The sequence below is a fragment of the Actinomadura sp. 3N407 genome (genome assembly GCF_052245875.1).
Taxonomy (GTDB): Bacteria; Actinomycetota; Actinomycetes; order Streptosporangiales; family Streptosporangiaceae; genus Spirillospora.
In genome coordinates this window covers 183,248-210,049 of the sequence record NZ_JBQQBP010000017.1, presented here as the reverse complement: position 1 = coordinate 210,049, position 26,802 = coordinate 183,248, and the positions used below count along the sequence as shown (strand labels likewise).

Annotated in this window: 18 protein-coding genes and 1 pseudogene; 6 read left to right on the top strand and 13 right to left on the bottom strand. The window is 74.0% G+C overall.

The window, feature by feature from the left end; translation table 11 throughout:
* Positions 1-40: 40 nt before the first annotated feature.
* The 8 genes from ACTWPP_RS34600 to ACTWPP_RS34565 form a co-directional block, all read right to left on the bottom strand.
* A complete protein-coding gene (locus ACTWPP_RS34600) occupies positions 41-3,745 on the bottom strand; it encodes a glycosyl hydrolase (RefSeq protein ID WP_443108616.1) in 3,705 nt (1,234 codons plus the stop codon).
* Complete coding sequence (locus ACTWPP_RS34595; RefSeq protein WP_443108615.1) at positions 3,742-4,569, bottom strand: carbohydrate ABC transporter permease; 828 nt, start codon at positions 4,567-4,569, stop codon at positions 3,742-3,744. Before ACTWPP_RS34595 ends, ACTWPP_RS34600 begins: the two co-directional genes overlap by 4 nt.
* Positions 4,566-5,516, bottom strand: coding sequence for a carbohydrate ABC transporter permease (locus ACTWPP_RS34590; RefSeq protein WP_443108614.1), 951 nt, complete (start codon positions 5,514-5,516; stop codon positions 4,566-4,568). The genes ACTWPP_RS34595 and ACTWPP_RS34590 overlap by 4 nt, the downstream gene beginning before the upstream one ends.
* A 2-nt stretch (positions 5,517-5,518) precedes the next feature.
* Complete coding sequence (locus tag ACTWPP_RS34585) at positions 5,519-6,784, bottom strand: extracellular solute-binding protein (RefSeq protein WP_443108613.1); 1,266 nt, start codon at positions 6,782-6,784, stop codon at positions 5,519-5,521.
* 139 nt (positions 6,785-6,923) lie between these two features.
* Positions 6,924-9,677: a family 78 glycoside hydrolase catalytic domain gene (locus ACTWPP_RS34580; protein WP_443108612.1), complete on the bottom strand. Its 2,754-nt coding sequence runs from the start codon at positions 9,675-9,677 to the stop codon at positions 6,924-6,926.
* Between the two features lie 307 nt (positions 9,678-9,984).
* Complete coding sequence (locus tag ACTWPP_RS34575) at positions 9,985-11,394, bottom strand: FGGY family carbohydrate kinase (RefSeq protein WP_443108611.1); 1,410 nt, start codon at positions 11,392-11,394, stop codon at positions 9,985-9,987.
* 41 nt (positions 11,395-11,435) lie between these two features.
* The gene (locus ACTWPP_RS34570; protein ID WP_443108610.1) at positions 11,436-12,440 is read right to left on the bottom strand and encodes a 2-hydroxyacid dehydrogenase; all 1,005 of its coding nucleotides are present in this window, start codon (positions 12,438-12,440) and stop codon (positions 11,436-11,438) included.
* A 50-nt stretch (positions 12,441-12,490) separates the two neighbouring features.
* Complete coding sequence (locus ACTWPP_RS34565) at positions 12,491-13,279, bottom strand: DeoR/GlpR family DNA-binding transcription regulator (protein WP_443108609.1); 789 nt, start codon at positions 13,277-13,279, stop codon at positions 12,491-12,493.
* A gap of 243 nt (positions 13,280-13,522) precedes the next feature.
* Between ACTWPP_RS34565 and ACTWPP_RS34560 the strand changes: the two genes are divergently transcribed.
* The 4 genes and pseudogenes from ACTWPP_RS34560 to ACTWPP_RS34545 form a co-directional block, all read left to right on the top strand.
* Positions 13,523-14,998, top strand: coding sequence for an FGGY-family carbohydrate kinase (locus tag ACTWPP_RS34560; protein ID WP_443108608.1), 1,476 nt, complete (start codon positions 13,523-13,525; stop codon positions 14,996-14,998).
* Between the two features lie 21 nt (positions 14,999-15,019).
* Positions 15,020-15,619: a histidine phosphatase family protein gene (locus tag ACTWPP_RS34555; protein WP_443108607.1), complete on the top strand. Its 600-nt coding sequence runs from the start codon at positions 15,020-15,022 to the stop codon at positions 15,617-15,619.
* Positions 15,620-15,758: 139 nt separating this feature from the next.
* Positions 15,759-16,712 (top strand): ornithine cyclodeaminase family protein, encoded by a 954-nt coding sequence (locus ACTWPP_RS34550; RefSeq protein WP_443108606.1) that lies wholly within the window; start codon positions 15,759-15,761, stop codon positions 16,710-16,712.
* Positions 16,713-16,982: 270 nt separating this feature from the next.
* Positions 16,983-17,507 (top strand): annotated as a pseudogene (locus tag ACTWPP_RS34545) (response regulator); the annotation flags it as partial.
* On the opposite strand, the gene ACTWPP_RS34540 reads toward ACTWPP_RS34545, so the two are convergent.
* From ACTWPP_RS34540 to lanKC, 4 genes are read right to left on the bottom strand one after another with little or no spacing between them, the layout of a single operon-like run.
* Entirely contained in the window at positions 17,439-19,283 is a 1,845-nt protein-coding gene (locus tag ACTWPP_RS34540; RefSeq protein ID WP_443108605.1) for an ATP-binding cassette domain-containing protein, read from the bottom strand. The pseudogene ACTWPP_RS34545 and the gene ACTWPP_RS34540 sit on opposite strands and share 69 nt — an antisense overlap.
* Positions 19,276-20,964, bottom strand: coding sequence for an ABC transporter ATP-binding protein (locus ACTWPP_RS34535; protein WP_443108604.1), 1,689 nt, complete (start codon positions 20,962-20,964; stop codon positions 19,276-19,278). Before ACTWPP_RS34535 ends, ACTWPP_RS34540 begins: the two co-directional genes overlap by 8 nt.
* A gap of 58 nt (positions 20,965-21,022) precedes the next feature.
* The gene (locus ACTWPP_RS34530; RefSeq protein WP_443108603.1) at positions 21,023-21,133 is read right to left on the bottom strand and encodes a SapB/AmfS family lanthipeptide; all 111 of its coding nucleotides are present in this window, start codon (positions 21,131-21,133) and stop codon (positions 21,023-21,025) included.
* A 5-nt stretch (positions 21,134-21,138) separates the two neighbouring features.
* A complete protein-coding gene (gene lanKC, locus ACTWPP_RS34525) occupies positions 21,139-23,694 on the bottom strand; it encodes a class III lanthionine synthetase LanKC (RefSeq protein WP_443108602.1) in 2,556 nt (851 codons plus the stop codon).
* 224 nt (positions 23,695-23,918) lie between these two features.
* On the opposite strand from lanKC, the gene ACTWPP_RS34520 reads away from it, so the two are divergent.
* Positions 23,919-24,707, top strand: a complete 789-nt coding sequence (locus ACTWPP_RS34520; protein WP_443108601.1) for an SDR family oxidoreductase — start codon at positions 23,919-23,921, stop codon at positions 24,705-24,707.
* Positions 24,704-25,768 (top strand): NAD(P)H-dependent amine dehydrogenase family protein, encoded by a 1,065-nt coding sequence (locus ACTWPP_RS34515; protein ID WP_443108600.1) that lies wholly within the window; start codon positions 24,704-24,706, stop codon positions 25,766-25,768. The genes ACTWPP_RS34520 and ACTWPP_RS34515 overlap by 4 nt, the downstream gene beginning before the upstream one ends.
* Here the strand turns inward: ACTWPP_RS34515 and ACTWPP_RS34510 are convergent.
* A complete protein-coding gene (locus ACTWPP_RS34510) occupies positions 25,765-26,592 on the bottom strand; it encodes a nitroreductase/quinone reductase family protein (RefSeq protein WP_443108599.1) in 828 nt (275 codons plus the stop codon). The genes ACTWPP_RS34515 and ACTWPP_RS34510 overlap by 4 nt on opposite strands.
* Between the last annotated feature and the right edge of the window lie 210 nt (positions 26,593-26,802).

The window sequence follows — 26,802 nt, the reverse complement described above, 5'->3', positions numbered from 1 at the left end:
CCCCGGGGGGTAGGGGTGTGAACAGTGTCGTGACGGCGGGCTAGGTCGGGGGGACGGTTCCGTCCGCGAAGGTCCGCAGGGTCACCGGGCCGAGGAGTCCGGAGGTCCGCTGGCCGGGGAAGACGAAGTGGGTGGGGCTGGTCTCGTCGAGGTGGGGGGCCAGGGTCCCGTAGACGACGATCTCGATCTCGTTGCCGCCGGCGCGCAGGGCGGGGCCGAGGTCGAAGGTGTAGGGGGCGCAGATCCGCACGCCCGCCGCGTGCCCGTTCACCGTCACCTCGGCGGTGCCGCGGACGCGGCCGAGATCGAGTTCGGCGCTTCCGGGAGCCGCCGCCAGGTCCAGGACGCGCCGGTAGCGGACGCCGCCGCTGTAGCCGGCCAGCCCCGCGTCCTCCCAGTCGCCCAGCCCGATCGTGCCCGGGCCGACGGCGAACCCGACCGGCCCCGCCAGCGCGGCGCCCTCCCGGTGATCGGGCCGGGTCCGCAGGCTCAGCTCGGCGGTTCCGGCCGGCCTTCCGTGGCCGGGGAGTTCGAGGTCGAAGCGGCCGGCGCCGTCGTGCGCGGTGCTGAGCGGAACGCCGTCGAGGAGGATGCCGGTGACCTCGCCCCGTGCGGTGAACCGCATCCGCGTCGCGCCGGGCGGCACCGCGAAACGCAGCCGCTCGGCCCTGGGCGCGGCGTCGGGGTCGGCGAAGGACGCGGGCAGGACGGTGCCGTCGTCCCCGTCGTCCCCGTCGTCCTCCAGCCAGTGCGCGCCGGGCAGGGGGTGCGGGCGGCGCCGCAGGTGGAGGGCGGCGGGGTCGCCGGACTGTGCCCGCCTGGGCACGACCGGCGCCGGGACGTCGTCGCGGGCGGCGTGCCAGCCGGTGCCGGACACGAGCGGCCCGTCCACCAGGACCGCCGCCGGGGTCTCGCCCTCCGTGAGGACGAGGGCGAGCCGTGCGCCGGGTGCGTCCGGCAGTTCGTGGCGGCCGACGCGGGGGGCCTCCTGCTCGGCGTAGGGATCGAAGCCGCCCTGCCGGCCCATCTCCACGCCGTCGACCAGGACCCGGCACGGGGACGCGGACGTCACCTGGAGGAGGGACGGGCCGGTGGCGCGCGGCAGTTCGGCGGTGAAGGCGACCCGCGCGCCCGGGCGCGCGGTCCCCCCGGCGGTGATCCACTCGGGCCGGACACAGCGGTCGGGGTCGGTCACGACGGACAGGTGGCCGCGCATCCGCACGTCCCCGTCGGGCACCAGGCGGACCTCCAGCGTGTGCTCGCCCGGCGGAAGCGGCGCGCCGCCCACCGCGAGGTAGCCGCGGTCGTCGAGCGGGACCTCGGTTCCGTCCGCGAGGAGCGTCTTGGCGGCGGGAAAGCCGAGCACCGGGAAGCCGCCCGGAGCCGGCACGGTCACACGGGTGCGCAGGGTCACCCGCCGTCCCGCCGCGACCTCGCCGAAGTCGAGGAACTCCTCGGGGACGTGGCCCTTGGGCCCGAGCACCGCCCGGTGGACCGGGTCCTTGCGGATGCCCCGGCCGTCGGAGTAGACGACCGGCAGCCACCGGTCCCCGGTGCCGGACCACACCCCGTGAGGGCCGAACGTCGCGTAGGCCGGGGCCCATTCGGCGGACGGGTCGTCCTCCACCCGGTGCCAGAGCCGCCAACGCTCCAGCGGCGCCATGTCACCGGCCGGACGGGCGAAGTCCCCCCAGGTGTTGTCGAGCGTCGGTACCAGTTCCATGTCCCAGGTGGAGCCCAGGTCCAGCTCGCCCGCGGGACGCCGCTCGCGGGACCCCGCGTCCCGCTCCGGACGGGCCGCACCCGGGAACACCAGCAGCGCGGCGGGGCCGTCATCGAACGGGACGACGACCTCGGCCCCCGACGCGACGGAGGCGGCGGGCAGTTCCCGCGGCGGGCCGCCGAAGGGGCTCACCAGGTAGGCCGGGCCCGTGACGCCGTCGACGCGGATCCGCATGTCGCGGTGGTAGCGGCCGGGGTCGAAGTCGTAGGTCACGTCCAGCCAGCCGAGGTCGATGCCGCGTTCGTCGGGGCGGCCGACCGACACGCGGCTGGCCATCGACTCCGCCGCCGTCAGGAACACCACCGTCGCGCCGTCGACCTCGCGGACCAGGGCGGGGACCGGCGCCTCGACCCGGCGGGAGCCGTCCAGGAGGGGGCCGAGCGAACCGGCGTCCGGCACGGTGTCCAGCAGCGCCGCGAGCCTCGCCACGGCCTCGCCGGCGGCCGGGTCGCCGACGCCGAGCCGGGGCGGCGGGCCGACGGCGACGACCCGGCCGCCCCCCTCGATCAGCGAGACCAGCCGCCTGGCGGTCTCCCCTTCGAGGACGGTGCAGGCGGGCAGCAGGACCGTCCCGTACGACTCGGCCGCGACGTTCAGCCGCCCGCCCGCCACCGTGGCCCGCCGGACGGAGTCGTCGTCGACGACGTCGGCGTCGACGCGGAGCCGGTCGAGGACGCCGGGGACCATCTGGAACCACGCCATGTCGCCCACCAGCGCCCGGTACGTGTCCTGGGCGAGCGCGGCCGACGCGTCCACGCCGTCGAGCCGGGTCCCCGCCTGCGCGGTCGACGTCGGGAACAGCACGGCCACGTCGCAGACATGGCGGCCCAGCGACAGGGCCGCGCACAGCCGCGTGACGGCGTCGGCGAAGACGCGGTGGTGCGCCCAGTAGGGCTGCCGCCAGTCGGTCGAGGGCGGCGCCCACTCCCACCAGCCGGCCTTGGTCGTGTAGTACACCGCGTGCGGGTTGTAGAGGGTCGCGCCGGCGCGCAGCCACGGCAGCAGCCAGTCGAAGGTCTCCTCCAGCGTGCCGCCCCACCCGCTGGAGTGGAACGCCTCGATCCACACGCGGTCCCGGCCGTAGAGGTGCGCCAGGGACGAGTGGATCCGGGCGTCGCCGTGATGGTCGGAGCCGGGTGCGCCGAACCAGCGGTGGGTGCGGGCGTAGTCGGCGTACAGCCGCACCCCGTCCGCCGGCTGCCCGGCGCGGGCCGGGTCCTGCTGGTCACAGCCGTGCAGCAGTCCATGCCGTTCGTGCCATCCGGCCAGCGGCCGGAAGAACGCCTCCTCGGCCAGCTCCGCCCGGGTGAGGTGGTAGTCGCGGCGGACCTCGCCCGCCTCTTCGCCGCCCTTCCACAGGGAGGGCAGGTGCGGGGTCAGGTCGTAGCCGCGGCGGGCGGCGAACTCCCCGGCGAACCCCTCCGTCCAGGTCGGCAGCGCGGGCAGCTCGTCCTGGAAGGAACCGGCGATCACGTTGCCGAGACGGTGCCCGAGGCGCCGCTCGAACTCCCCGTGGACGCGGTCGAGCAGCGCCGCGCACGCCCGCGCCGACAGGTAGTCGAAGCCGCGCACCGACGTCCCGCCGTCCGGTTCCAGCCACTGCCCGGCGAAATCGGGGACGTCGCGCACGAGCCGCGCCTGGAGGTCGGCGCCCGAGAAACCGAGCTGGTCGTAGAACCACAGCGACACTCCGAGCCGGGCGGCGTCCTCGCAGACACCGTCGAGCAGCTCCCACCAGGCGTCGGTGAAGAACGCGGGCTCGTCGGCGTCCGCGCCGAACATCGGGCCGGACGGCGCGAGGTTGAGGATCACCAGGTTGTACACGCCGCCCTCCGCGAAGCGGCCGAGCTGGTCGCGCAGCCGCCGCCGGTCCAGCCGCTCACCGCTCCACCACCAGATGGGCGCGGGGGAGTACGCGCGGGGCGGAGCGTCCAGAACCTCCCGGAGCCGGTGCGGGATCAACCCTTCACCCCGCTCGCGAAGCCCTTGATCACATACCGCTGCAGCAGCAGGAACACGACGAGGATCGGCAGCGAGGCCAGGACCAGCCCGGCGAACACGAGCCCGTTGTCCGAGACGTACTGGCCGACGAAGGAGAAGATCTTCACCGGCACCGTCTCGCGGGTCGAGCCGCCCAGATACAGCAGGGGCGTGAAGAAGTCGTTCCAGATGAACACCGCGTTGAGGATCAGCACGGTCCCGGTGACGGGACGCAGCAGCGGGAACACCACCCGGGTGAAGGCCTGGAAGTGGCCGGCGCCGTCGATCAGCGCGGCGTGAGCGTAGTCGCCCGGCAGCGCCCGGACGAACCCCGTGTAGAGGAAGATCGTGAAGGGCAGCTGGATCCCGGTATAGAAGACGATCATGCCTTGGTAGGTGCCGAGCAGCCCCGCCCCGTCCACCATCTTGAACAGCGGGATCATCCCGAGCTGGAACGGCAGCACGATGCCCAGCAGGAACAGCACGTACAGCCCGTAGCCCAGCCGGGACGCGCGGCGCGACAGGAAGTAGGCGGCGAACGAGCCGATCGCGATCAGCGCCAGCAGGCTCGCCACCGTGATCACCGTGCTGTTCAGCAGCGCCGGGCCGAGTTCCGCGCGCGTCCAGGCGGCGGAGTAGTTGTCCAGCGCCGGGCTCGTCGGCGGCGCCAGCGGCGACTCGGCGACCTGCCGCTGGTCCTTGAACGACAGCGTGACCAGCGCGTACACGGGGAACAGGAAGGCGACGGCGGCGGCGATCATCACCATCTCCAGCCCGAACGTCCGCAGTCCGTACCGCATGTTCATGCGCCCACCTCCCGGCCCCGCAGATACTGGATCTGCACCATCGACACGGCCGCGACGAACAACGCCAGCACCAGCGCGATCGCGGTGCTGTAGCCGTAGTTGCCGAAGACGAACGCCTGCTTGTAGAGCACCGTGGACAGCGTCTCGCTGGCGTGGCCGGGACCGCCGTTGGTGGCGGCGTAGACCTGGTCGAACAGCTTGAGCCCGCCGATGGTCGACAGCATCATGTTGATGGTGACCGCGGGCGCCAGCATCGGCCACGTCACGTTCCGGAAGCGCTGGAACCGGCCCGCGCCGTCGATCATCGCGGCCTCGTGCAGCTCGGCGGGCACCCCCTCCAGCCCGGCCAGGAAGATCACCATCGAGTATCCGGCGAACTGCCAGATCACCATGCCCGCGACCGACCACAGCGCCAGCGACGGGTCGCCCAGCCAGTCCTGCCGCAGCGAGCCCAGCCCGACCGCGCCGAGGATGCCGTTGAGCCCGGCGCCGGGCGCCGGGTTGTAGATGTACTTCCACAGGAACGCCACCATCACCGGGCTCACCACGGCCGGGGCGAAGAAGACGACCCGCAGCACGGTCCGCGACTTGATCCTGGCGTGCACGCCGAGGGCCAGCAGCAGCCCGATGCCGTTCTGGACGAACACGATCGCCACCGTCAGCAGCAGCGTGTTGACCAGGGAGCCGCGCGCGGCTTCGTCGCGGAACAACTGCGTGAAGTTGCCCAGGCCGATGAAGCTCCGCTCACCGAGGCCGTTCCAGTCGGTGAAGGCGTACACGACGCCGCTGAGGCTCGGGTACAGCACCACCAGGGCGTAGACGGCCAGGGCGGGCGCCGCGAACCACCACGGCGGCGACAGGAAGCGGGCGCCCCGCCGCCGGCGGCGGGGCGCGGCGTCCGGCCGGACGGGCCGTTTCACCGGGGCGGGGCGGGTGGTCGAGGTCACGGTCAATTCTTCCGGTAGGTCTCGTCCAGCTTCTTCAGCGCGGCGGCCACCGTCGTCTTGCCGCCCAGCAGTTCCTGGACCGCCGCGAAGTGGGCGGGCTGGACCTCGGCGTTCGGCCACGCCTGGTCCATGAACGGCACGGCCTTGTTGCCGTCGATGAACGGCAGGAACGAATCGAGCACCGGGTCGATCTTGGAGCCGGCGTCGCGGCTGAGCGGCACGCAGGCGATGGCCTCGGCCCAGCGGTTCATGTTCTTCTGCTCGCCGAGGTACTCGATGAACGCCTTGGCCTCGTCCAGGTTCTTGCCGCGCGCGCTGACACCGAGGCCGACGACCACGCCCGCCGGGATCCACACCTGGTTCGCGTTGTCCGCGCCGGGCACCGGGAACATGCCCAGCGCGTCGGCACCGGCGGCGGACTTGCGGAAGTCGGGCAGCACCGCCGACACCTGGATCGCCATCGCGGCCTTGCCGGTGGCGACCATCGAGGTCTGCTGCTCGAAGGTGGTCCCGTTGGGATTGTCGTTGAAGTACCCGCGCTTCTGCAGGTCGAGGTACATCTCCAGCGCGTCGGTCCAGCCCGAGTCGGCGAAGCTCGCCGAGCCCGCCCGCATCTGCTCGTCGAACTTCGGGTTCTTCGCGTAGACCGTGGACGGGACGAGGGCGTAGGTGATCAGCTGGGTGACCCACTGGGTCTGGGCGCCCAGCGCGATCGGCACCTTGCCCTTCTTCTTGATCTTCTCGCAGACCTCCAGGAACCCGGACCAGGTCGTGGGCGGCTCGACCTCGGCCTCCTCGAAGACCTTCCTGTTGTAGATGGCGCCGATGACGCCGGACCCGGCGGAGTAGATGTAGGTCTTGCCGCCGTTCTGGAATGCGGGCTTCAGCCCGGCCGGGATCCGCTTCGTCCACGACTGGTCGCTCAGGTCGGCCAGCAGCCCGGCCTGGGAGATCTGCCCCATGCTCATGGCCGAGCCGTCGCCGGGGTACACCACGTGCACGTCGGGGGCGTTGCCGGCGCCGAGCTGGGTGCGCACCGAGGTCTGCACCTGGTCGGTGGGCGCGTAGGAGGCGTTGAACTTGGTCTTGGTGTAGTCCTTGAGCAGCAGTTCGAGCGGCTTCTGCTGGTCGGCGACACCGACCAGCCGCAGCGTCCCGCCGCCGCCCGACCCGGACGTCCCGCCACAGGCCGCCAGCGCGCCCATGGCGGCGACGCCGCCGGTCAGCCCCAGAAAGCCGCGGCGGCTGAGCCCCGTCGACGTTGTCATGAGTCCTCCTCGAAACGCGGCCCTGCGCCGCGATGGATCTTCGCGGCCGGGGCCGCCATGGGTACTGCGGCCGGGGCCGCCATGGATGCTGCGGCCGGGGCCGCCACGAGCACCGCGGCCGGGGCCGCGGGTGCCGTCCTCAGGGGACGGCGGCCGATGGATCTTCCGCGGTGAAGCGGTAGTCTCCCGAGGCCACACGGCACAGGAGCGCGCCGGGTTCGGTGCCGATGATCTGGACGCCGTCGGCGCCGGCCACCGGGACCCCGCTCTCGTGCACGCCACCGGGATCGCCGGTGGGCACGTGCACGATCGCGGTGGCCCCCGGTGGCACGCTCACCTCCAGCCGCAGCTCGCCGTCCGCCCGGGTCCATCCGGTCCGGACGGTGCCGCGCACCGACTCGTAGGCGGCGCGCGCCCACGTCAGCGCGCCGGGCCGGGGGCGGATCAGCAGCTCGCGGTAGCCGGTGGAGCCGGGTGCCTGGCCCAGTCCGGCGACGCCCTGGTAGAGCCATTCGCCGATCGAGCCGAGCGCGTAGTGGTTGAAGGAGTTCATCGCCGCGGCCTGGAAGCCGCGTTCCTCGGTGTAGCCGTCCCAGCGCTCCCAGATCGTGGTCGCGCCGTGCCGCAGCGGGTACAGCCAGGACGGCGGGCCGGTCCTGCGCAGCAGCGCGTGCGCCAGGTCGGGCCGCCCGCAGTCGTCCAGGACCGGCGCGGCCAGGCCCACGCCGAGGAAGCCGGTGGTGATGCCGGGGCCCGCCGCCTCGACCAGCTCGGCCAGGCGGCCGGCGGCGTGCGGCACCACGTCGTCCGGCACCAGGCCGAACGCGAGGGCCAGCAGGTAGGCGGTCTGGGTGTCGCCGGCGACGCGGCCGCCGGGCGTGACGAAGCGCTCGGCGAAGGTCTTGCGGATGTGCCCGGCGAGGGTGCCGTACCGCCGCGCGGCGTCCTGCCTGCCGAGGACCTCGGCGGCGCGGGCGGTGAGGTCGGTGCTGCGGGCGAAGTAGGCGGTGGCGACGAGCTCGCGCGGTGTCGGCTCCGGGGCGAGCCAGTCGGCGAAGTGCGGGCCGACGCGGTGCCGCCACACCAGGTCGGGGTTGTGCCGGTGGACGTGGTCGACCCAGGCGCACATGGCGTCGAGGTTGCGTTCCAGGAACCGCTCGTCCCCGTACGCGCGGTACAGGTGCCAGGGGACCAGGACCCCGGCGTCGCCCCAGCCGGGCGCGCCCTCGTCGGCGACGCCGGTCATCCTCGGCGCCACGTTGGTGAAGGCGCCGCCGGGCGACTGGGCGCCGCGCACCTCCCGCAGCCAGCCTGCGAAGAAGGCCGCGACGTCCGCGTTGAGGCAGGCGGTGGGGAGGAACACCTGCGCGTCGGCGAGCCAGCCGAGCCGCTCGTCGCGCTGCGGGCAGTCCGTGGGGACGCTGACGAAGTTGGAACGCTGCCCCCAGCGGATGGCCTGGTACAGGCGCTCGACGTCCGGGTCGGAGCAGGCGAAGTCACCCGTCCAGGGGATGTCGTTGTGGAGCACGACGCCGGTGATGTCGGCGGCGTCCAGCGCCGGGAGGCCGGTGACCTCGGCGTAGCGGAACCCGTGGTAGGTGAAGCGCGGCTCGAACACGACCTCGGGGCCGTCGCCCGCGATGAGCACGTCCGTCGCGTCGGCGGTGCGCAGGTTGTCGGTGTAGAGCGTGCCGTCGTCGTTCAGGGCCTCGCCGTGCCGGATCACGACGCGGGTGCCCGGGGTCAGGCCGCGGGCGGTGAGACGGACACGGCCGGCGAAGTTCTGGCCGAAGTCCACCAGGTGACGATCGCCGCCGGTGCCGGTGCCGAGGCGGGTGACGGTGCGGGCGGGCAGTTCCTCGACGGCGCGGACCGGCGGCGCCACCGAGGCGGTGAGAAGTCCGTGGTCGGTGCCGGTGACCTGTGCGGGCCGCCAGCCGTCCGCGGCGGCGAACGCGGGGCGGTCCCAGCCGGTGGTATCGCGGCGCAGGTCGTGGCACTCGCCCTTCAGCAGGTCGGCGTACCGGACGGGGGAGCGGCGGGTCCGCCACGTCCCGTCGGTGGCGATGACCTCGTGACCGCCGTCGGCGTGGTCGAGGTGCAGTTCCGCCAGTAGCTGCGGGAACGCTCCATAGTGGGCGCCGGAGCGGCGCGGGTCGAAGCCCGCGTAACCGCTCCACCAGCCGTCGGCGAGGGTGGCGGCGAGGACGTTCTCGCCGGCGCCGACGAGCGCCGTCACGTCGTGGACCTGGTAGTCGATCCGGTCGCGGTAGTCGGTCCAGCCCGGTGCGAGCTCGGCGTCGCCGGCCCGCCGCCCGTTCAGCCGCATCTCGTAGAGCCCGCGGGCGGTGACGTAGAGACGCGCGCGGACGGGGGCGGCGGAGGTCGTGAACGTGCGCCGGAGCCGGACGGCGGGCTGGAGGCCGTGGTCGGCGAGGGCGAGTTCCCCCTCTTCGGGCGCGTCGACCACGTCGAGGTCGCCGGTGTCGTGGGTGATCCAGGAGGCCCGCCAGGCCGGCGGGCCGAGCAGCCCGGTCTCGAACCGGGAGCCCGCCACGGCGGTCGCGCCGTCCACGGCGGTGACGGCGACCTCCCAGCGGTAGCGCGTGCGGGGCCTCAGCGGCGCGCCCGCGTAGCGGACGGACACCGCGGCGGCGTCGCTCACCTCGCCGGTGTCCCAGACCGGCTCGCCGGCCCCCGTGGAGGCGTCGGCGGGGGCGTCGGCGGGGACGGCCCATACCCGCACCCGGTGACGGGCGGGCGCGTCGCCCCGGCGGGGGGAGGACAGCCGCCACGACAGCAGCGGGGCGGGCTCGTCGATGCCCAGCGGCTCGGCCAGGTGCTCGCAGCGGAGACCATGGGGCGCCAGTGTCGCGGTGGGATGGCCGGTCATGGGCCCGCCTCCGATCACTTGCATCAACATGCGGTTAGTTAACACTTCTGAGTGTGAGATTGAGGGTAGAGATACCGGGATTGGGTGTCAATATGCCGAGTAGATCACGTTACGGCGCGGCCCGCAGCATCCCGGGATGCCCCCGGCCGCAGCCGTATCCAGCGAAAGGCCCACTCGTCTGCCACGGTCACGGTACCCGTAGCCGGGAAGAACCGATAAAAGCGGGCAGGAGGGGCCCGCAAGGCCGTCCCCCAGGGGCTTGGAGCGGGGACGGTTGGCAGGGATGCGATAACAACATGATCGAACGTTATGAAGGGGTGCGCCAGCGTTCGCGGGCGGCCGCCACGCGCGTCAGGTAGGCCCGGTACTCCTCGTCGTGGAAGGCGGCCCGTGCCCCGTCCGGGTCGCGGACGGAGACGGGACGGGTCCACGCCGCCGCGTCGAGCCCGTGGCCCCCGGCGAGCACCGCGCCCCGTGCACCGGCCTCCTCCGCCGCGACCCGCAGCGGCCGGCCCAGCACGTCGGCGAACAGCTGCAGCCAGCGGTCGCTGCGGGTGCCCCCGCCCGCCACCGACAGCGCGCCGCGCAGCCCGGCGGCGGCCAGGCAGTGCCGCGCCGCGTAGGCGATGCCCTCGCAGGTCGCCCGCACCAGATCGGCGGTGGTGGTCTCCAGGCTCACCCCGGTGATCTCCGCCCGCGCCGCCGGTTCGACGAACGGCGCGCGTTCCCCCGAGGGCGAGAAGAACGGCAGCACCCGGACCCCGCGCGCCCCCGGCGGCGAGGCCGCCAGCAGGCCGTCCAGGTCGCGGTGGGACGCGCCCACCCTGGCCAGCACCCATTCCAGCGCCGCCGTGCCGACCATCGCGGGCATGCCGCGCAGCCACCGGTCCGGCCGCGCGGTGGCGAAGTGGAACCCGGTCGGCTCGCCGTCCAGCGCGGGTTCGTCCACCACGGCCAGGCAGGCCAGCGTCGTGCCGATGATCAGCAGCCCGTCGCCGGGCTCGGTCACCCCGGACCCCAGGGCGCAGGCGGGCACGTCGAAGGGGCCGGCCGTGACCGGCGTGCCCGCCGGCAGCGGCCCCCCGGCGAGCAGCCCGCCCCGGGGCAGCGGCTCGGCGACCGGTGCCAGCAGGTCCGCCCGGTGGGACAGGCCGCAGGCCGCCAGGGAACCGGGGTCGTAGGTGCGCGTCCGGGGATCCAGGAACGGCACCGAGGCGTCGCTCGCGTCGGTCGCTCGCACGCCGGTGAGCCGCTGGAACACCACGTCCTTGCAGTACGCCGCGGTGGCGGCGGCGTCGAGGGCGGCGGGCTCGTGCCGGTCCAGCCAGGCCAGCAGCGGGGCCGGGCAGCCGGGGAACATGGCGTTTCCGGTGCGCGCGAAGACCTCCGCCGCCACGCCGCCCGCCGTCCACCCGGTGACGATCGCGGCGGCCCGGCCGTCCATCCAGGAGATCGCGGGGCGGACCGGCCGGGCCCGCGCGTCCACCAGCCACACGCCGTCGCCCTGGCCCGTCACGCCGACGGCGGCGGGACGCCGCGCGGCCAGCGCGCCGAGCACCTCCCCCGCGGCCGACACGACCTCTTCGGTGTCCTGCTCGACCCGGGAGTCGCCGCGCAGCGTGCGGGCCGGGCGGGACTCGACCGCCAGGGCCCGGCCGTCCTCGTCGAACGCCGCGGCCTTCACCACGGACGTTCCGACGTCGATCCCGACGTACATCGTGAACTTCCTCGTCTGTTCCTGGCGGGCGGGTGCGGGGGTCAGGCGGGGTTGAGGCAGTGCGCCAGGGGCTCGCCCCGGTGGAGCCGCCCGACCTCGGCGGCGACGATGCGGGCCGCCTTCTCGGCCACGGCGCGGCTCGCGCCGCCCAGATGGGGGGTCGCCACCACGCCGGGCATGCCGAACAGGCGCGAGCCCGCGGGCGGCGGCTCCACGGCGAAGGTGTCCAGGCCGGCGCCGAGCAGATGGCCCGACTCCAGCGCGTCGCACAGGGCGTCCTCGTCCAGCAGCGGCCCCCGGGCGCAGTTGATCAACACCGAGCCGGGCGGCATCAGGGCGAGCTCGCGTGCGCCGATCATGCCGCGGTTCTCCGGAGTGAGGCGGGCGTGCAGGGAGACCACGCGGGAGCGGCGCAGCAGGTCGTCCAGACTCGTGCCGCCGCCGTCCGGCAGGTACGGGTCGTGGATCCGCACGTCGGCGCCGAAGCCCGCCAGGATGCGGGCCACGCGGCTTCCGACGGCCCCGCCGCCGACCAGCCCGACGGGCGCCCCTTCGAGCTCCAGGCCGGTGGCGTCGTAGGTGTAGTACCGCCCGCCCCACTCGCCCCGCCCGGCCAGCGCGGCGTGGGTCTCGGGGATGCGGCGCAGCACGGCGAGCATCAGCCCGACGGTGTACTCGGCGGTCGCGGTCGCGTTGCGTCCCGGCGCGTAGCAGACCCGCACCCCGCGCGCGGTGGCCGCCGCCACGTCCACGTTGACGGGCCCGCCCCGCGCGACGGCCACGAGCCGCAGGCGGGACGCGTTGTCCAGGATCTTGGCGGTGACGGGGGCCATCTGGGTCACGCACGCCTCCACGCCGTCCAGCGCGTCGATCATGGTGTCCTCGTCGCCGGACGCCTCGTCCACCTCGGCGACCCTGCCGAACGGCACCACCGGCCACGGCAGTTCCAGGCGGCGGACGTCGGCGGCGCCGCCGAGCTCGGCGTCCAGCGCGCCGGCCAGCAGCTCCGGCAGGACGAAACGGTCTCCCGCGGCCAGCACTCTCATCGGGTCTCTCTCATCGGGTCGTTGGGGGTGTCGGGCACGTGGCCCCGGGCTCAGGTGACGGCCACCTCGTAGGCGACCTTGTGCTCGTCCAGCTCGCGCAGCACCTCGGCGTCCGCGCCGTCGTCGACGATGACGCGGTCGAACGCCGACAGCGGCGCCACCCTGTGCAGCGCGACGCGGCCGAGCTTGGAGTGGTCCACGAGCAGCACGTTGCGCGCCGCGGCGTCGAGCATGGCCCGCTTGACCGATACGATGTGCTGCTCCTGGTGATAGGCGTACCCGCCGGAGACGGCCGAGGTCGACACGAAGCACAGGTCGACGTGGAGCGCCGTGACGGCGTCCACGCAGGAGACCCCCAGGAAGGAGTCGTGCAGCGAGTCGTACTCCCCGCCGAGAGCCATCAGCCGGATGCCGCGCTCGCGGGCCAGCAGGTTCGTGGTCTCCAGGAAGTTGGTGATCACCGTCAGCGGGGTGATACCGCTCAGCCTGCGCGCCAGCGCCAGCGTGGTGGTGGAGTCGTCGAGCATCACCGCCATGCCGGGCTCGACGAGCTCGGCGGCCTTCGCCGCGATGGCGTCCTTGGCGGTCCGCATCGACTTCATGCGGTAGGCGACGTTGCTCTCGAACACGCCCGACGGCTGCGCGGTGACGCCGCCCCGGTACTTGCGGACGATGCCCTGCCGTTCGAGCTCGTCCAGGTCACGATGGATCGTCATGAGGCTGACGCCGAACTGCTCGGCCAGGTCCCCGGCGGTGACCGAACCCACGGACAGCACATGGTCGGCGATGGCCCGCCGCCGTGCGTCGGGTCCGCGCCGGCCGCTCATCTCCTTGGTCATGCTGCGATCCTCTCGTGGCCGCTCGCCGGCGGAGGGGTGATCGGCCACCCTGACTGCGATACCGGGGTTCGTGATGTTAACAAGCTTCACCCCGGCGCCATCGAGCTTGTAACACCAGGACCTCCCACGTCAACCCTGTCCGACCGCCCTCGGGGACTCGATGAGACGGTAACAAGGGGTTGATATGCTGCCTCGATATTATAAGTTCACATCTTGAAGCGATAAAAACTAGGGAGTCCTATCGTGCGAGCTGGCTCGTCCGGGCCGCTGTGGGTCGGCGTGGACGTCGGGACTCAGGGGGTGCGGGCGCTCGCCGTCACCGCCGACGGCCGGGTGGCCGGCCGCGGGTCCGCCCCGCTGACCGGACGGCGCGGCGGCGTGCGGCACGAGCAGCGGCCCGGCGACTGGTGGACGGCCGTCACCCTGGCCACCCGGGAGGCGCTGCGGGACTCGGCCCCGGAGGCGGTGCGCGGCCTGGCGGTGTGCGCCACCTCGGGAACCGTTCTGCTCACCGACCCGGACGGGCGGCCGCTGACCGGCGGCATCATGTACGACGACGCGCGGGCGCCCGCGGAGGCGCGGCTGGCGCAGGCGGCCGGGGCGCCGCTGTGGGACCGGCTCGGGCACCGGATCCAGCCCTCCTGGGCGCTGGCCAAGGTGCTGTGGCTGGCCCGCGACCGTCCCGGGCTCCTGTCCCGCGCCCGCATCGCCCACCAGGCCGACCTGATCACCGGGCGGCTGGTCGGGAAGCCGGTGGCGACCGACTCCAGCCACGCCCTCAAGACCGGCTACGACCTCCTCGATGAGCGGTGGCCGCACGATCTGCACGACCGGCTCGGGCTGCCCGCCACGCTCTTCCCCGAGGTCGTACGGCCGGGAACGGTCCTGGGCGAGGTGGGGGTAGAGGCGGCCGGGCAGACCGGGCTGAGGGCCGGCACGCCGGTGATCGCGGGGATGACCGACGGGTGCGCCGCGCAGCTCGGCTCGGGCACGCTGCGCCCGGGCCGGTGGAACTCGGTGCTCGGCACCACCCTGGTGCTCAAGGGGGTGACGGCCTCGCCCGTCCGCGACCCGGCAGGGGTGATGTACAGCCACCGCGCACCGGACGGGACCTGGCTTCCCGGCGGCGCGTCCAGCGTCGGCGCGGGCGTCTTCGCGAGCGTCGCGGACCTGGAGCGGCTGGACGGCCTGGCCGCCCGCCACGAACCGTCCAGCGCGGTCGCCTACCCGCTGGTCTCGCCCGGCGAGCGTTTCCCCTTCCTCGCGCCCCAGGCCGAGGGCTTCATGCTCGGCACGCCGCGCGACGAGGGCGACCGGCACGCCGCCCTGCTCCAGGGCGTCGCCCTGGTGGAGCGGCTGGCGCTGGCCTACGTGCGCCGGCTCGGCGCGGCCGTCGAGGGACCGGTGACCTTCACCGGGGGCGCGGCGCGCAGCGCCTACTGGTGCCGGCTCCGCGCGGACGTCCTCGGCCGCCCGGCGCGGATCCCCGAGCACGCCGACGCCGCGCTGGGCATGGCGGTCCTCGCCGCCTGCGGCACCACACCGGGGCGGGCACCGGCCGACGTGGCCGAGTCGATGGTGCGCATCCGCACGGTCGTGGAGCCCCGTCCCGGTATGACGGACCGTTTCGGCGCCCCCTTCGGGCGGCTTGTGGACGAACTGGAACAGCGCGGCTGGCTACCCTCCGAAGTGGCCGCCTACGCACGAGAGCACGGGTAGGACAGCATGGGCAGGAGCGCCTTGAACACCACCCTCTACGTCGTCCGGCACGGCCAGACCGAGTGGCACGCGGAGAACCGGTACGCGGGAGTCAGCGATGTCGCGCTCACCGGCACGGGACGCGAGCAGGCCGAACGGCTCGGCCGGTGGGCGGCCGAGACGGGGGCGGCGGCGGTGTGGGCCTCCCCCCTGAGCCGGTCGAGGGCGACGGCGGCCCCGGCGGCGTCCGCCCTCGGGCTTCCCATCACGATCGACGGCGACCTGATGGAGGTGGACTTCGGCGCCGCCGAGGGCCGCACCCTCGCCGAGCTGCCGCCCGCGGACGTGGACGCCTTCCTGGCCGATCCGGTGACCGGGATCTTCCCGGGGGCCGAGGATCCCCGCAAGGCGGTCGAGCGCGGCATGACGGCGCTGCGGCGCATCGCCTCGCGCCACCGCGGCGAGCGGACCCTGGTCGTCACCCACAACACGCTGCTGCGGCTGACCCTGTGCGGGCTGCTGGGCATCGCGCCGTCCTCCTATCGCGCGGTGTTCCCGCAGATTCGCAACTGCGCCGTCACGGAGCTGCGGATGACCGGGCGCTCCACCGCCCTGATCTCCTACAACGTCCCGGTTCCCTGAGGCGCGGTGGTGTCCCGCCGCGATGGTGCGGGCGGGCTCGGCCCAGGAGAGCCGGATATTAGGACCAATCGCCACATTCGTCCCAACAGTCCGGTGTCGAGTAGTGACGCCGCGACGGTGCGGACGGGAGAATGGTCCGGTGACGCTCCTTTTGGCCCGTTCTGACCTGGAGTCCCTGCTCGACCCGGTGAAATGCCTCGACGCGCTGCGCCGCGGCTTCACGGCCGCGGAGGGCGAGGCCGTCGCGCGCCGGGTGGTCGGCAAGCTGCCCGGCCAGGGCACCGCGACGGCGCTGCTGCCGGGCGTGGTCGACGACGTCCCCGCCTACACGGTGAAGGTCAACGCCAAGTTCCCCGGCAGCCGCCCCGCGCTGCGCGGCGTCGTGTGCCTGCACGATCTCGGCACCGGCGAGCTGCTGGCGCAGCTGGACTCGGCGACCGTGACCGCGTGGCGCACCGGGCTGGCCGCGGCGCTCGGCACGCACGCGCTGGCCCGTCCGGACGCCGGCGCCGTCGCGGTGATCGGCGCCGGGGCGCAGGCCGAGCTGGTCATGCGGGGGCTGTCCGAGCTGCGGGAGGTGCGGGCCCTCACCGTCTGCGACCTGGACGCAGGCCGCGCCGCCGGCTTCGCCGAACGGCACGGCGCCCGGCTCGGGCTCACCGCCGAGGTCGTGGCGGACCCGCGCGACGCCGTCCGGGACGCCGGGATCGTCGTCATGGCGACCTGGGCGCGCCGCCCCATCCTGCACGCCGCGGACGTGACCCGCGGAACGCACATCACCTCGCTCGGCGCGGACGAGCCCGGAAAGGCCGAACTGGGCGCCGACCTGCTGGAGGGCGCCCGCGTCGTCGTCGACGACATCCCCCTCGCCGTCGAGATGGGCGTGCTGGCCGAGGCCGGGCTCGACGTCAAGCACGCCGCCGGGACGCTCCGCGACCTGCTGTGCGGCCAGGTGCCCGGACGGGTGAAGGGCGGCGAGGTCACCGTGTACGCACCGGTCGGGCTGCCCTGGCAGGACCTCGCGGTCGGCTGGACCGCCTACGAGGCGGCCCGCGCCACCGGCACCGGGATCGAGTTCGACTTTCTCGCGTGATCATGTGTGGGACGCGAATTTCGCGGAATACCCGTCCCTGGATTGCTGGTTCGCAGGCAATCTTTACAATGGCGCACCGAATAGTGTTGACTCCCGACGGTAAGTACTTCCACCGACTCCCCCGCGTCAAAGGTGGCCCAATGGAAGCTCGTTTTCGTCCGGACCGAATCCCGGCCTTCCTTCCCCGGTCACCGTCGTGAACTCCGCGGCTCGAATGGTGTTCGGTAATTCTTTCCGTACCGCCGACTGCAAGCCCGGCAGGAGACGAAAATGATTCGGATTCTTCTCGCCGAGGAGGCGCCTCTCCTCCGCGGCGGGCTCGTGGCCCTGTTCGAAGGCGTGCAGGACCTCGACGTCGTCGCCGCGATCGGCTCCGGCGAACAGGTGCTGCGGACGGGGTGCAGACAGCGGCCCGACGTCGCGCTGATCGACGTCGGGCTGCCCGGCCTGGACGGCTTCGCCGCGGCCCGCGCGCTCCGCGATGCCGTTCCCGAGTGCCGCATCGTCCTCATGGCGGGCCGGTGCCGCAAGGGCGACCTGCGGCGCGCGGTGGCCGTGCGGGCGTCCGGCCTCGTACTGAAGGACACCTCACCCGGCGACCTGGTGGACGCGATCCGGCGGGCCGCGAACGGGGCGCGCGTCATCGACCCCGACATGGCCTTCACCGAGCTGGGCTCGGCGCAGAGCCCCCTCACCGAACGGGAGATCGAGGTGCTCGCCCTCGCCTCACGCGGGGCGTCCGCGGCGCAGATCGCCGAGGAACTCGTCCTGACGATCGGGACCGTCCGCAACCACCTGTCCCGCATCAACCGCAAGATCGGCGCGCAGAACCGGGTCCAGGCCATCCGGATGGCCGAGGAGGCCGGATGGCTGTGAACCGGCCTCCCAGTGCCCGATGAGGTCCCGGTACAGCGGCGACACCGCGGGCAGGTCCGCGTGCGCTCCGGCCTGCGCGCACGTCCCGTCCAGCACCAGGACGCGCCGTGCCCGCGCCGCGGAGCTGATCCGGTGCGCGATGACGATCAGCGTCCCCGCGCGCCGCGCGAACGCCTCCTCCACCCGGGCCTCGGAGGCCGCGTCGAGCCGGCAGGCGGCCTCGTCCAGGATGAGGACCGGCTGCGGCGCCAGGTAGGCCCGGCACAGCGCGACGAGCTGCCGCTCCGCCTCGGTCAGCGCGGCGGGCTCCACCCGCGCGCCGTACCCGCCGAGCCTCCGGACGAGCCGCGCCAGCCCGAGCGCGTCCACGGCCCGCCCGACCTCGCCGGGCCCGGCGTCCGGCGCGTAGTAGGCCAGGTTGTCGTGCAGGGAGCCGCCGAACACGTACGCCTCCTGCGGCACGAGCACCCGGCGGTGCGGGTCGCCCGCCGGCCGGCCCGCCACGAGCACCTCGCCCTCGCCGGGGGTCACCAGGCCCGCGATCAGCGCCCCGAGCGTCGACTTCCCGATCCCGCTCGGCCCCACCACGGCCAGGTGGTCACCGTGCGGGACGGTCAGGTCCAGGCCGTCGATCACCGGCCGCGCGCCGTCCCCGTAGGCGAACGTCACCCGGCGCAGCTCGACCGCCGGGGCCCCCGCGACGGGCTGGGAAAGCGCCGGCCGGACCGGCTCGGGCGGGGCGCACGTCTCCAGGATGCGGCCGAGCGTCACCGCCAGCCGCAGCCCGCTGCCGCCCATGCCCTGGACGAGCGTCCGCAGCGCCGGCTGCAGCCCGTGCAGGACGTAGGTCAGCGCGCCGATGATCGTGCCCGGGGTGGCGCCGCGCCGCATCAGCCAGGGAGCCGCGGCGAGGAGCAGCAGCAGCGGCAGCCATCCGCTCACCGCCAGCGCCACCGCGCGGACCGCCGCGAACCGCGCCACCGCACGGCCCGCCGCCGCCTGCGCCTCCACCGCGGTGCCCAGCTCGGCCCGCAGCGCCTCTTCGCCACCGCACGCGACGACGTCCCGCAGCCCCTCGGCCAGGGCCGTCGTCCGCACGGCGATGTCCTCCTCACCGACGATCAGGTTCCGCTGCCGGACGGCCGCGGCCCCGAACACCGCCCCGAACAGCACCAGTCCGAGCACGAGCGGCGGCACCACCAGGGCCGCCATCTCGGGCATCAGCGCCAGCAGCCCCAGCAGCGCCGCCCCGGCCGCGAACACGAACCCGCGCACGACGACGAGCAGCCCGCCGAACGTGTCCCGGACGATCTCCACCTGGTGCGTGAGCCGCGCGACCCCGCCCGTGTCGGGCCGGCCGCGCAGCGATCGGTGCAGCGCTCCGCCCGTGACCCGCCTGACCAGGTCGTCCCGGAACGGCTCCACGATCGCGGCCAGCGCCGGATACAGCCGCCGGCTTCCGAACGCGCCCACGAAGGCGGCCGCCGCGAGCACGCCGAGCCAGACCGCCGCGTCCGGCGTCCGGCCCGTCCGGAACGCGTCCGTCGCCTCCCCGACGGCCCGCCCGAACACCGCGGTCGGCACGACCTCCACCACCGACCACACGGCGGCTCTGGCCACCGCCCCCGGCCGGGCGCGGACGGCGTCTCCCACCGTCCGCCACAGGACCCGCGCGGCGTCCCGGTGCTCAGTCATGCCGCACCCCGAAGACGGCGCGATAGGCGGGGTCGTCCCAGAGCGTCCCGTGGGGGGCGAGGGCGCGGACACGGCCGTCCTCCAGCCAGGCCACCAGGTCCGCGCGGGCGGCCGTGGACGCCCGGTGCGCGATGATCAGGCGGGTCCGGCCGGCGAAGCGGCCGAGCAGGGCGTCGGTGATCTGCAGTTCGGTCACGGTGTCCAGGCTGGAGGTCGCGTCGTCCAGGATGAGGACGCGGCCCGCGTGGGCGAAGGCCCGCGCGAGGCCCATCCGCTGCAGCTCCCCGCCCGACATCGGGGCGTCGGCGAGCGGCGTCGCGTAGCCGTGCGGAAGGCGCCGGACGAAGCCGTCGGCGCGGGCCGCCCTCGCGGACTCGCGCAGCCACGTGTCCGGGGGATTCGACGGGCCGAACCTGAGGGCGTCGAGGACGGTCGCGCCGAAGAGGGCGGGCCGGGCGAAGGCGTAGCCGATCTCGCGGCGCAGCGCCGCCCGGGTCAGCCGGGGGAGGGGCGTCCCGTCCAGCCGGACCTCGCCGCGGTCGGGGTCGGCGAGCCGCCCGGCGACGGCGGCGAGCTCCGACGCGCCGGAGCCGGAGCGTCCGACGACGGCGACCGCCAGCCCGCCGGGGACCGTCAGATCCAGGCCGTCGAGCACACCGCAGGCGGTGACCTCGCGGAACTCCAGCCGGCCGGGGCCCGGAGGGGCCTGGGCCGCGCCGTGGGAGGCGGCGGGGAGCGCGAGGACCTCGACGGCCCGGCACGCCCCGGCGCGGGCGCGGCCGAGGCGGAGCAGCTCGGTCAGGACGGGCCCGAACCCGGCGGCGAGCCCCGCGTACTGAACGGTCGCGACCAGCTCGCCCGCCGTGATGCGGCCCGCCGCCAGCTCCGCTCCGGCGATCCCGACGGCCGCGATCTGCAACAGCAGCAGCGCCAGCAGGCCCCGCGCCGCGATGCCGCCCTGGACCCGCCACATCGTCTCGCCCTCCGCGCGCAGGCCCGGCAGCGGCTTCAGGATCCGCTCCCGCTCGCGGTCCGCGGTGCCCGCGGCGGCGATCGTCCGGGCCCCGGCCAGGGCCTCGGCGAGGCCGCCCGCGATCGTCCCCTGGACGGTCAGGTAGCGGCGCGCGGACGCGGTGATGTCGCGGACGAACGCGCGCATCAGCAACGCCACCGCGGGCAGCGCGACCGCGATCACCGCGGCGACGCGCCAGTCGATGAGGCAGAGTGCGGCCAGGGCCCCGGCGGCGGGCAGCAGCCCGGCCGCGGCCTGCGGTGCGGCGGCGGGCGCCACGCCGGCCTCGGCCGCGCCGCCGACCACGCGTCCGGCCACGTCGCCCGGCGGCACGCGCAGCGCCGGGCCCACCGCGAGGACGTGCCGGACCAGCGTGTGCCGCAGCCATGCCGTGGCCCGCGCGGCGGCGCAGCCGTTCGCCAGCTCCGACAGCACCTCCGCCGTGGCGGACGCCACGACGAGCGCGACGCACGGCCAGATCGCGGCCGCCGCCGGGAGCCCGCCGGGCGGGACGGCGTCGATCGCGCGGGCCAGCGCGAACGGGAGCAGGACGGCCGCCGCCGCGTCCGCCAGAGCCGTGGCCGCCACGAGCGCCGTCCAGCCGCGGGCGCGGCCGGCCGCGCGCAGCAGCAGCCGGTTCGCACCGGCCGCCGCGGAATCCGTGGTCATGGGTTCTCCAGGACGGTGACGGCCATGGCCCCGCCGGGGCCATGGCCGTCAGCGGCCGTCACAGGCAGAGGGTGATGCTGTGAGAGCTGTGGCAGAGCAGGCTGAGGCTGCTGTTACCGCCGCCACCGCCGTTCTCGCTCACCATCCCCTGAAGGTCGAGAAGCGCCATGTCCGTCACCTCCTTTCGGGCTGGATAGAGGTGGCCGCCGCGGGGGTCCCCGCGGAGGGTCCGTGCGCCGTCCCGAGGAACGGCAGGCCCGCCGCCGGCCGGTGCAGGGCCGCGCCGAGGGCGAGCAGCACCCCGGCCGTCCCCGTCGCGAGGTCCATGGACAGCCGGTACATGTGCTCGCCCGGCATCGCCAGCCCGCCCGCGTACGGCAGCGCGTGCCAGGCCAGGTCGCGGACGTGCCCCGCCACCCGGGGATCGTCGCGGCCCTGCCGGGCCAGGTAGAGCAGCATCCCGGCGCGTCCGCCGAACAGGCTCGGCTGCGCGTAGTACCGGGACGTCGCCGCGACGCGGACGGCCCGGCGCGCCATCGCGAAGTCCTCGTCCGGCCGGTGCGCGAGGTACTCGTCGAGGACCAGGCCGATGCCGACGCTGCCGCGGCCGAGGTAGGGCAGCACCCTGCCGCCCTGGTCGACGTGCAGCGCGCCGTTGCGGTCGGTGACGCAGGCGGCGAGGTCGCGGCGCAGCGCGGCGGCGGCGAGATCGAGCAGCTCCGGGTCGCCGGTGCGCTCGTACGCCCGGACGAACATCAGTGCCGCGCCGGCGCCGCCGTGCATGAGGCCGGGGCGTGCGCCGGCCCCGTCCGGTGCCCGCGCGGCCACGATCTCGACGGCCCGGCGGGCTTCGTCGCGCAGGGAGGCCTCGCCGGTCACGTCGGCGAGGTCGTCCAGGGCGAGCGCGAAACCGGGCAGCCCGCCGTAGAGGTCGTCGCCGAGCCGTTCCCACCGCTCGTTCAGGCAGTGCCGCACGGCGGTGAGCGCGGCCTCCTCGTGCCCGAGGCGCGCCAGCACATGGGCGGCGCCCATCAGCCCGTCGTACAGGCCGATCCCGGTGCCGCGCCGGGGGGCCCCGGCCCGCGCCGCCAGCCACTCCTCGTGCGCCGGGAAGCGGCCCGCGCCCGTCGTGTCCAGCGCGTACAGGACACCGGCGGCGCCGTGCGCCAGCCCGAGGGACGCGCCGGAGAACTGCTCGACGTCGCCGGGGAAGAGCCGGTCGGTGCGGTCCGGGGCGGCGCTGGCGAGGATCGCCCGCCGCAAGGCGTCCCTGGCGCGTTCCCAGCCGGGGGCGTCCGCGGCGAACTCGGGCGCGGGGGCGGGCGGGACGTCCCGCGAGATCCGCTCGACCGCCCCGTCCAGGAACCGGCGGGGGACGGGGAAGTTCTCGGCGATCATGCCGGCGAGCTGCCGGGCCTTGCCCCGGTCGATCACGAACAGGGTGGTCAGCGGGACGAACAGGGCGAGCCGGAGGCAGGCCAGGCTGTAGTCGTCGACCTCGGTGCCGCGCCGGTCCGGCGGGGCCAGGAACGCCGGGTTGGCCAGGGTCTGCCGGCCGCCTTCGCGGGCGGGTGCCGCCGTCTCGAAGTCGATCAGCGCGACCGAGTCGTCCGGGCGGACCATCACATTGAACATGTGCAGGTCGTTGAAGGCCACGCCGCGCTCGTGGATCGCGGCGACGACGCGTTCGACGCCCTCGTGGACGCGCAGGGCCCATTCCGTGTACCGGGCGGTCTTACCGGGGTCCGGATCGGGATCGAGCATCGGGTGGCGCTCGGCGAAGAACGTGTTGAGCGTGCGGCCCTCGATGAACTCCTGGACGAGGAAACGGTGCTCGCCGAGCGCGAACCAGTCGAGGGCGGCGGGAACACCGTCGATTCCGTCGAGCTTCCGGAGAACGTCCCGCTCGCGTTGGAGGCGGGTGACCGCGTCGGCGCCGTCGGCGGCCAGTCCCGCGTAGGGCCGCCCCTCCTTCAGGACCACCTTCGTCCCGGTGCGGGTGTCGGTCGCCTCGTAGACGCCGCCGCCATTGGAGAAGTGCAGGGCCTTGTCGATCCGGTACGGCAGATCGGCCGTCGTCGTGGCGCCGCGCGCCTTGAGATGCGCCTCAAGGCAACTCGGCGGGCTCACCCATTCGGGTACGGAGAACACGGGGTCGCGCCGGTCGGGCACCAGCCTCCCGGAACCGTCCTCCAGCGCGGGGACGAGGACGCCCCTGTCGTCCAGGCATCGCCGCTCGGCGAACCCGCCGTACCGCACGTGCAGGGGGCCGTCGCCGATGCGCAGGTCACTCAGGATGTAGGGGCCGGGAAGTCCGTCCAGCCGCCCGCCGAGTTCGGCCAGCACCCGTTCCAGTTCGCGCTCGTCCTCGGGATATATCGTGACGAGTTTCCCGCTCGCCCCGCGCGGCGCGTACTTGGCGTTCCGCATCCGGAGCGTTCCCGGGCCGCGCAGATGCTTGAACTCGATGTCCGCGCCGACGCAGTATTCCCAGGCACCGGACAGAATCCGCTCCGCGCTTTCCGCGCAACCGGTGATGTGCACTTTCCAGCCCTGTGGAGGGGTGCGCTGGACCGGCGGGACGTAGACGACCCACTCGTCCCCGAAGACCTTCTCCCATCCCGCCGGAAGATCACGGCCGGCAATGGCGAAGTCGGTACGGCGGGTGACGGGTGGAGCGTCGTAAAAGAGATTGTCGGCGAGACAGTAAAGCTCGTAGCCCTTGTCCACTTCCGGGTTCCCTTCCGCGTGCGCCGGTCGCCGGCACGCACCGGAAGCAAGAATTACAGCCCATGGAAAAATGGGCCAGTACCAGAAATAACAAATGACCCGTGAAGATCTACCGCCCGCCCGTCCGCGCTCGTCACCGTACCGGCCGCCCCGGATCGCATTGAAACAGGTTCTACCTCTGCGTAGGCTGTGCGGCACTACTGGACGGCCCGGAGGTGACGCCGGTGATACTGGATCGTTTCCGCATCGACGGCTCGGTGGCGGTGGTGACCGGCGCCGGCCGCGGCATCGGCGCCGCCGCCGCGGTCGCGCTCGCCCAGGCGGGCGCCGACGTGCTCATCTCCGCCCGGACGGAGGAGCAGCTCGGAAAGGTCGCGGCCGAGATCGAGGCGGCCGGGCGACGGGCGCTGATCGTCGCGTCCGACCTCAGCGATCCGGACGCGGCGGCGGAGCTGGCCGCCCGCGCGGCCGACGGCCTCGGCCGCCTCGACATCGTGGTGAACAACATGGGCGGCGCGATGCCGGCCTCTTTCCTGGAGACCAAGCCGCGCCATCTTGAGAACGCGTTCCAGTTCAATGTGAGCACCGCGCACGCGCTGACCCGCGCCGCCGTCCCGCACCTGCTGGAGTCGGGCGCGGGCAGCGTCGTCAACATCTCCTCCGTCATGGGGCGGATCGCCGGCCGCGGCTACCTCGCCTACGGCAGCGCCAAGGCCGCGCTCGCCCACTACACCCGGCTCGCCGCGTTCGACCTGGCGCCGCGCGTCCGCGTCAACGCCATCTCCGTCGGCTCCATCGCCACGTCCGCGCTCGACATCGTCATGACCAGCGACGAGCTGCGCACCGAGATGGAACGCAAGACGCCGCTGCACCGCGTCGGCGACCCGGAGGACGTCGCCGCCGCCGTCCTGTACCTCGCCTCACCCGCCTCCGCCTACACCACCGGCGCCCTGTTGCGCGTGGACGGCGGCATCGAGACCCCGAACCTCGACCTGGGCCTGGAGGATCTGTGACCTACCGCGTCGTTCAGTGGAGCACCGGCAACGTCGGCCGGAACGCCATCGCGGGCATCGACGCCCGGCCCGACCTCGAACTCGCGGGCGTCTGGGTCTCCAACCCCGCCAAGGTCGGCAAGGACGCCGGGGAACTCGCCGGCCTCGGCCGCGACCTCGGCGTCACCGCGACCGGCGACGCCGAGGCGCTGCTCGCGTCGCGGCCCGACTGCGTCGTCTACACCTCGATGGCGGACGTGCGGCTGATGGAGGCGATCGACGACCTGTGCCGCATCCTGCGCGCCGGCGTCAACGTCGTGTCCAGCAGCCCGGTGTTCCTGCAGTTCCCGGACGGCGTCGTCCCGCCCGAGATGTCCGGTCCCGTGCGGGATGCGGCCGCCGAGGGCGGAGCGTCGATCTTCGTCAACGGCATCGACCCCGGCTTCGCCAACGACGTGCTCCCGCTCGCCGTCACCGGCATCAGCGAGCGCATCGACCAGGTCCGCTGCATGGAGATCCTGAACTACGCCACCTACGACCAGGGCACCGTCCTGTTCGACATCATGGGCTTCGGCCGGTCCATGGACGACACGCCCATGCTGCTGCAGCCCGGCGTCCTCACCATGGCGTGGGGCAGCGTCGTCCGGCAGATCGCCGCCGGTCTCGGCGTCGAACTGGACGAGGTCGCCGAGTGGCACACCCGGCTCCCGGCCCCCGAGACCTTCGGCGTCTCCGCCGGGACGATCGAGAAGGGCACGGCGGCGGCGCTGCGGTTCGAGGTGCGGGGGATGCGCGGCGGCGAGTCCGTCGTCGTCCTGGAGCACGTCACCCGGCTCCGCGACGACCTCGCCCCCGACTGGCCGCAGCCCGCAGGCGACGGCTGCTACCGGGTGGAGGTCCGCGGCGAGCCCAACTACACCGTGGACCTCCGGCTCCTCGGCACGGACGGCGACCACAACACCGCCGGGCTGAAGGCCACCGCGATGCGCCTGGTCAACGCCGTGCCCGCCGTCGTCCAGGCGCCGCCCGGGCTGCTCACCGCCCTTGACCTGCCGCTGATCCCGGGGCGCGGCCTGCTCTAGAGCCCGATCGTGTCGAGGAGCGGGACGATCCGCTCCTCCTCACGATCCAGGTGGGCGTGGAGCGCCCCGGTGAGCCGTTCGACCTCGGTGAGCAGGGACGCGGGATCCCCGGCGTCGAGGACGCGGCGCAGCTCGTCCAGGAGCCCCTGGATCGTCTCGTGGTCGTCCTTCAGCTCGGCCAGCGTCGGCCCAAGACCCGGATGGTGACGCTCCAGAAGCGGGAAGATCTGCTGGTCCTCGCCCATGTGGTGGTTGCCGAGGCCCTGGCACAGCGCCAGGCAGTTGACCCGCAGCTGCGCGCCCACACCCGCCCCGGACGCGGCGACCTCCTTGCGGATCAGCTCCAGCTCCCTGCGGAACGCGTTGTGCAGCGCGATGAGCATCGCGCCGAGCGAGTCCGGGCCGGCGGGCGGCCCGGCCAGGGCCGGGACCAGGGCGACGACGGGCAGCGTCCGCCCCGACCTCGTCTCGTACTCGGCCCACCCCGGGTCGGCCTCGGCGGCGCGGGCGAAGGCGGCGTCGCGTTCGCCGCCCTCCAGCACGACGGCGTCCGCCTCGTAGGCGAAGGTGTCGAGTTCGACCGTGACGCGCGGGTTCGCCACCAGGTTGTGGAACCAGGCCGGATGCTTCGGCGACCCGCCGGCCGACGCGATGACCAGGACGCGGCCGTCGCCGTCCGGCAGGTATCCGAGCGGCGTCGTGTGCCGGGCACCGGACCGCGCGCCGGTGGTGGTCAGCAGGAGCAGCCTGCCGTCCTCGAACATGCCGCCGACGCGGCCGCCGCCCGCGCGGAACTCCTCGATGACCTGCCTGTTGAAATCCATATGTCTCCTGAACTGTTTTCGGGCATGACGAATAAGCCGCGGAAACGGCACGCGACCGCGGCTGAAGAATGGTGGAGAAGGGCATGCCGAAGACGTCGTTCGCCGCCCAGGGCAGCCCGATGACATCGCGCGATGCGCGCGAAACGAAGAAAGAAGAAGAGAGAAGGCGATGCTGGAAGTGGCGGGCCTCGTGCCCGCGCCGGCCTCACT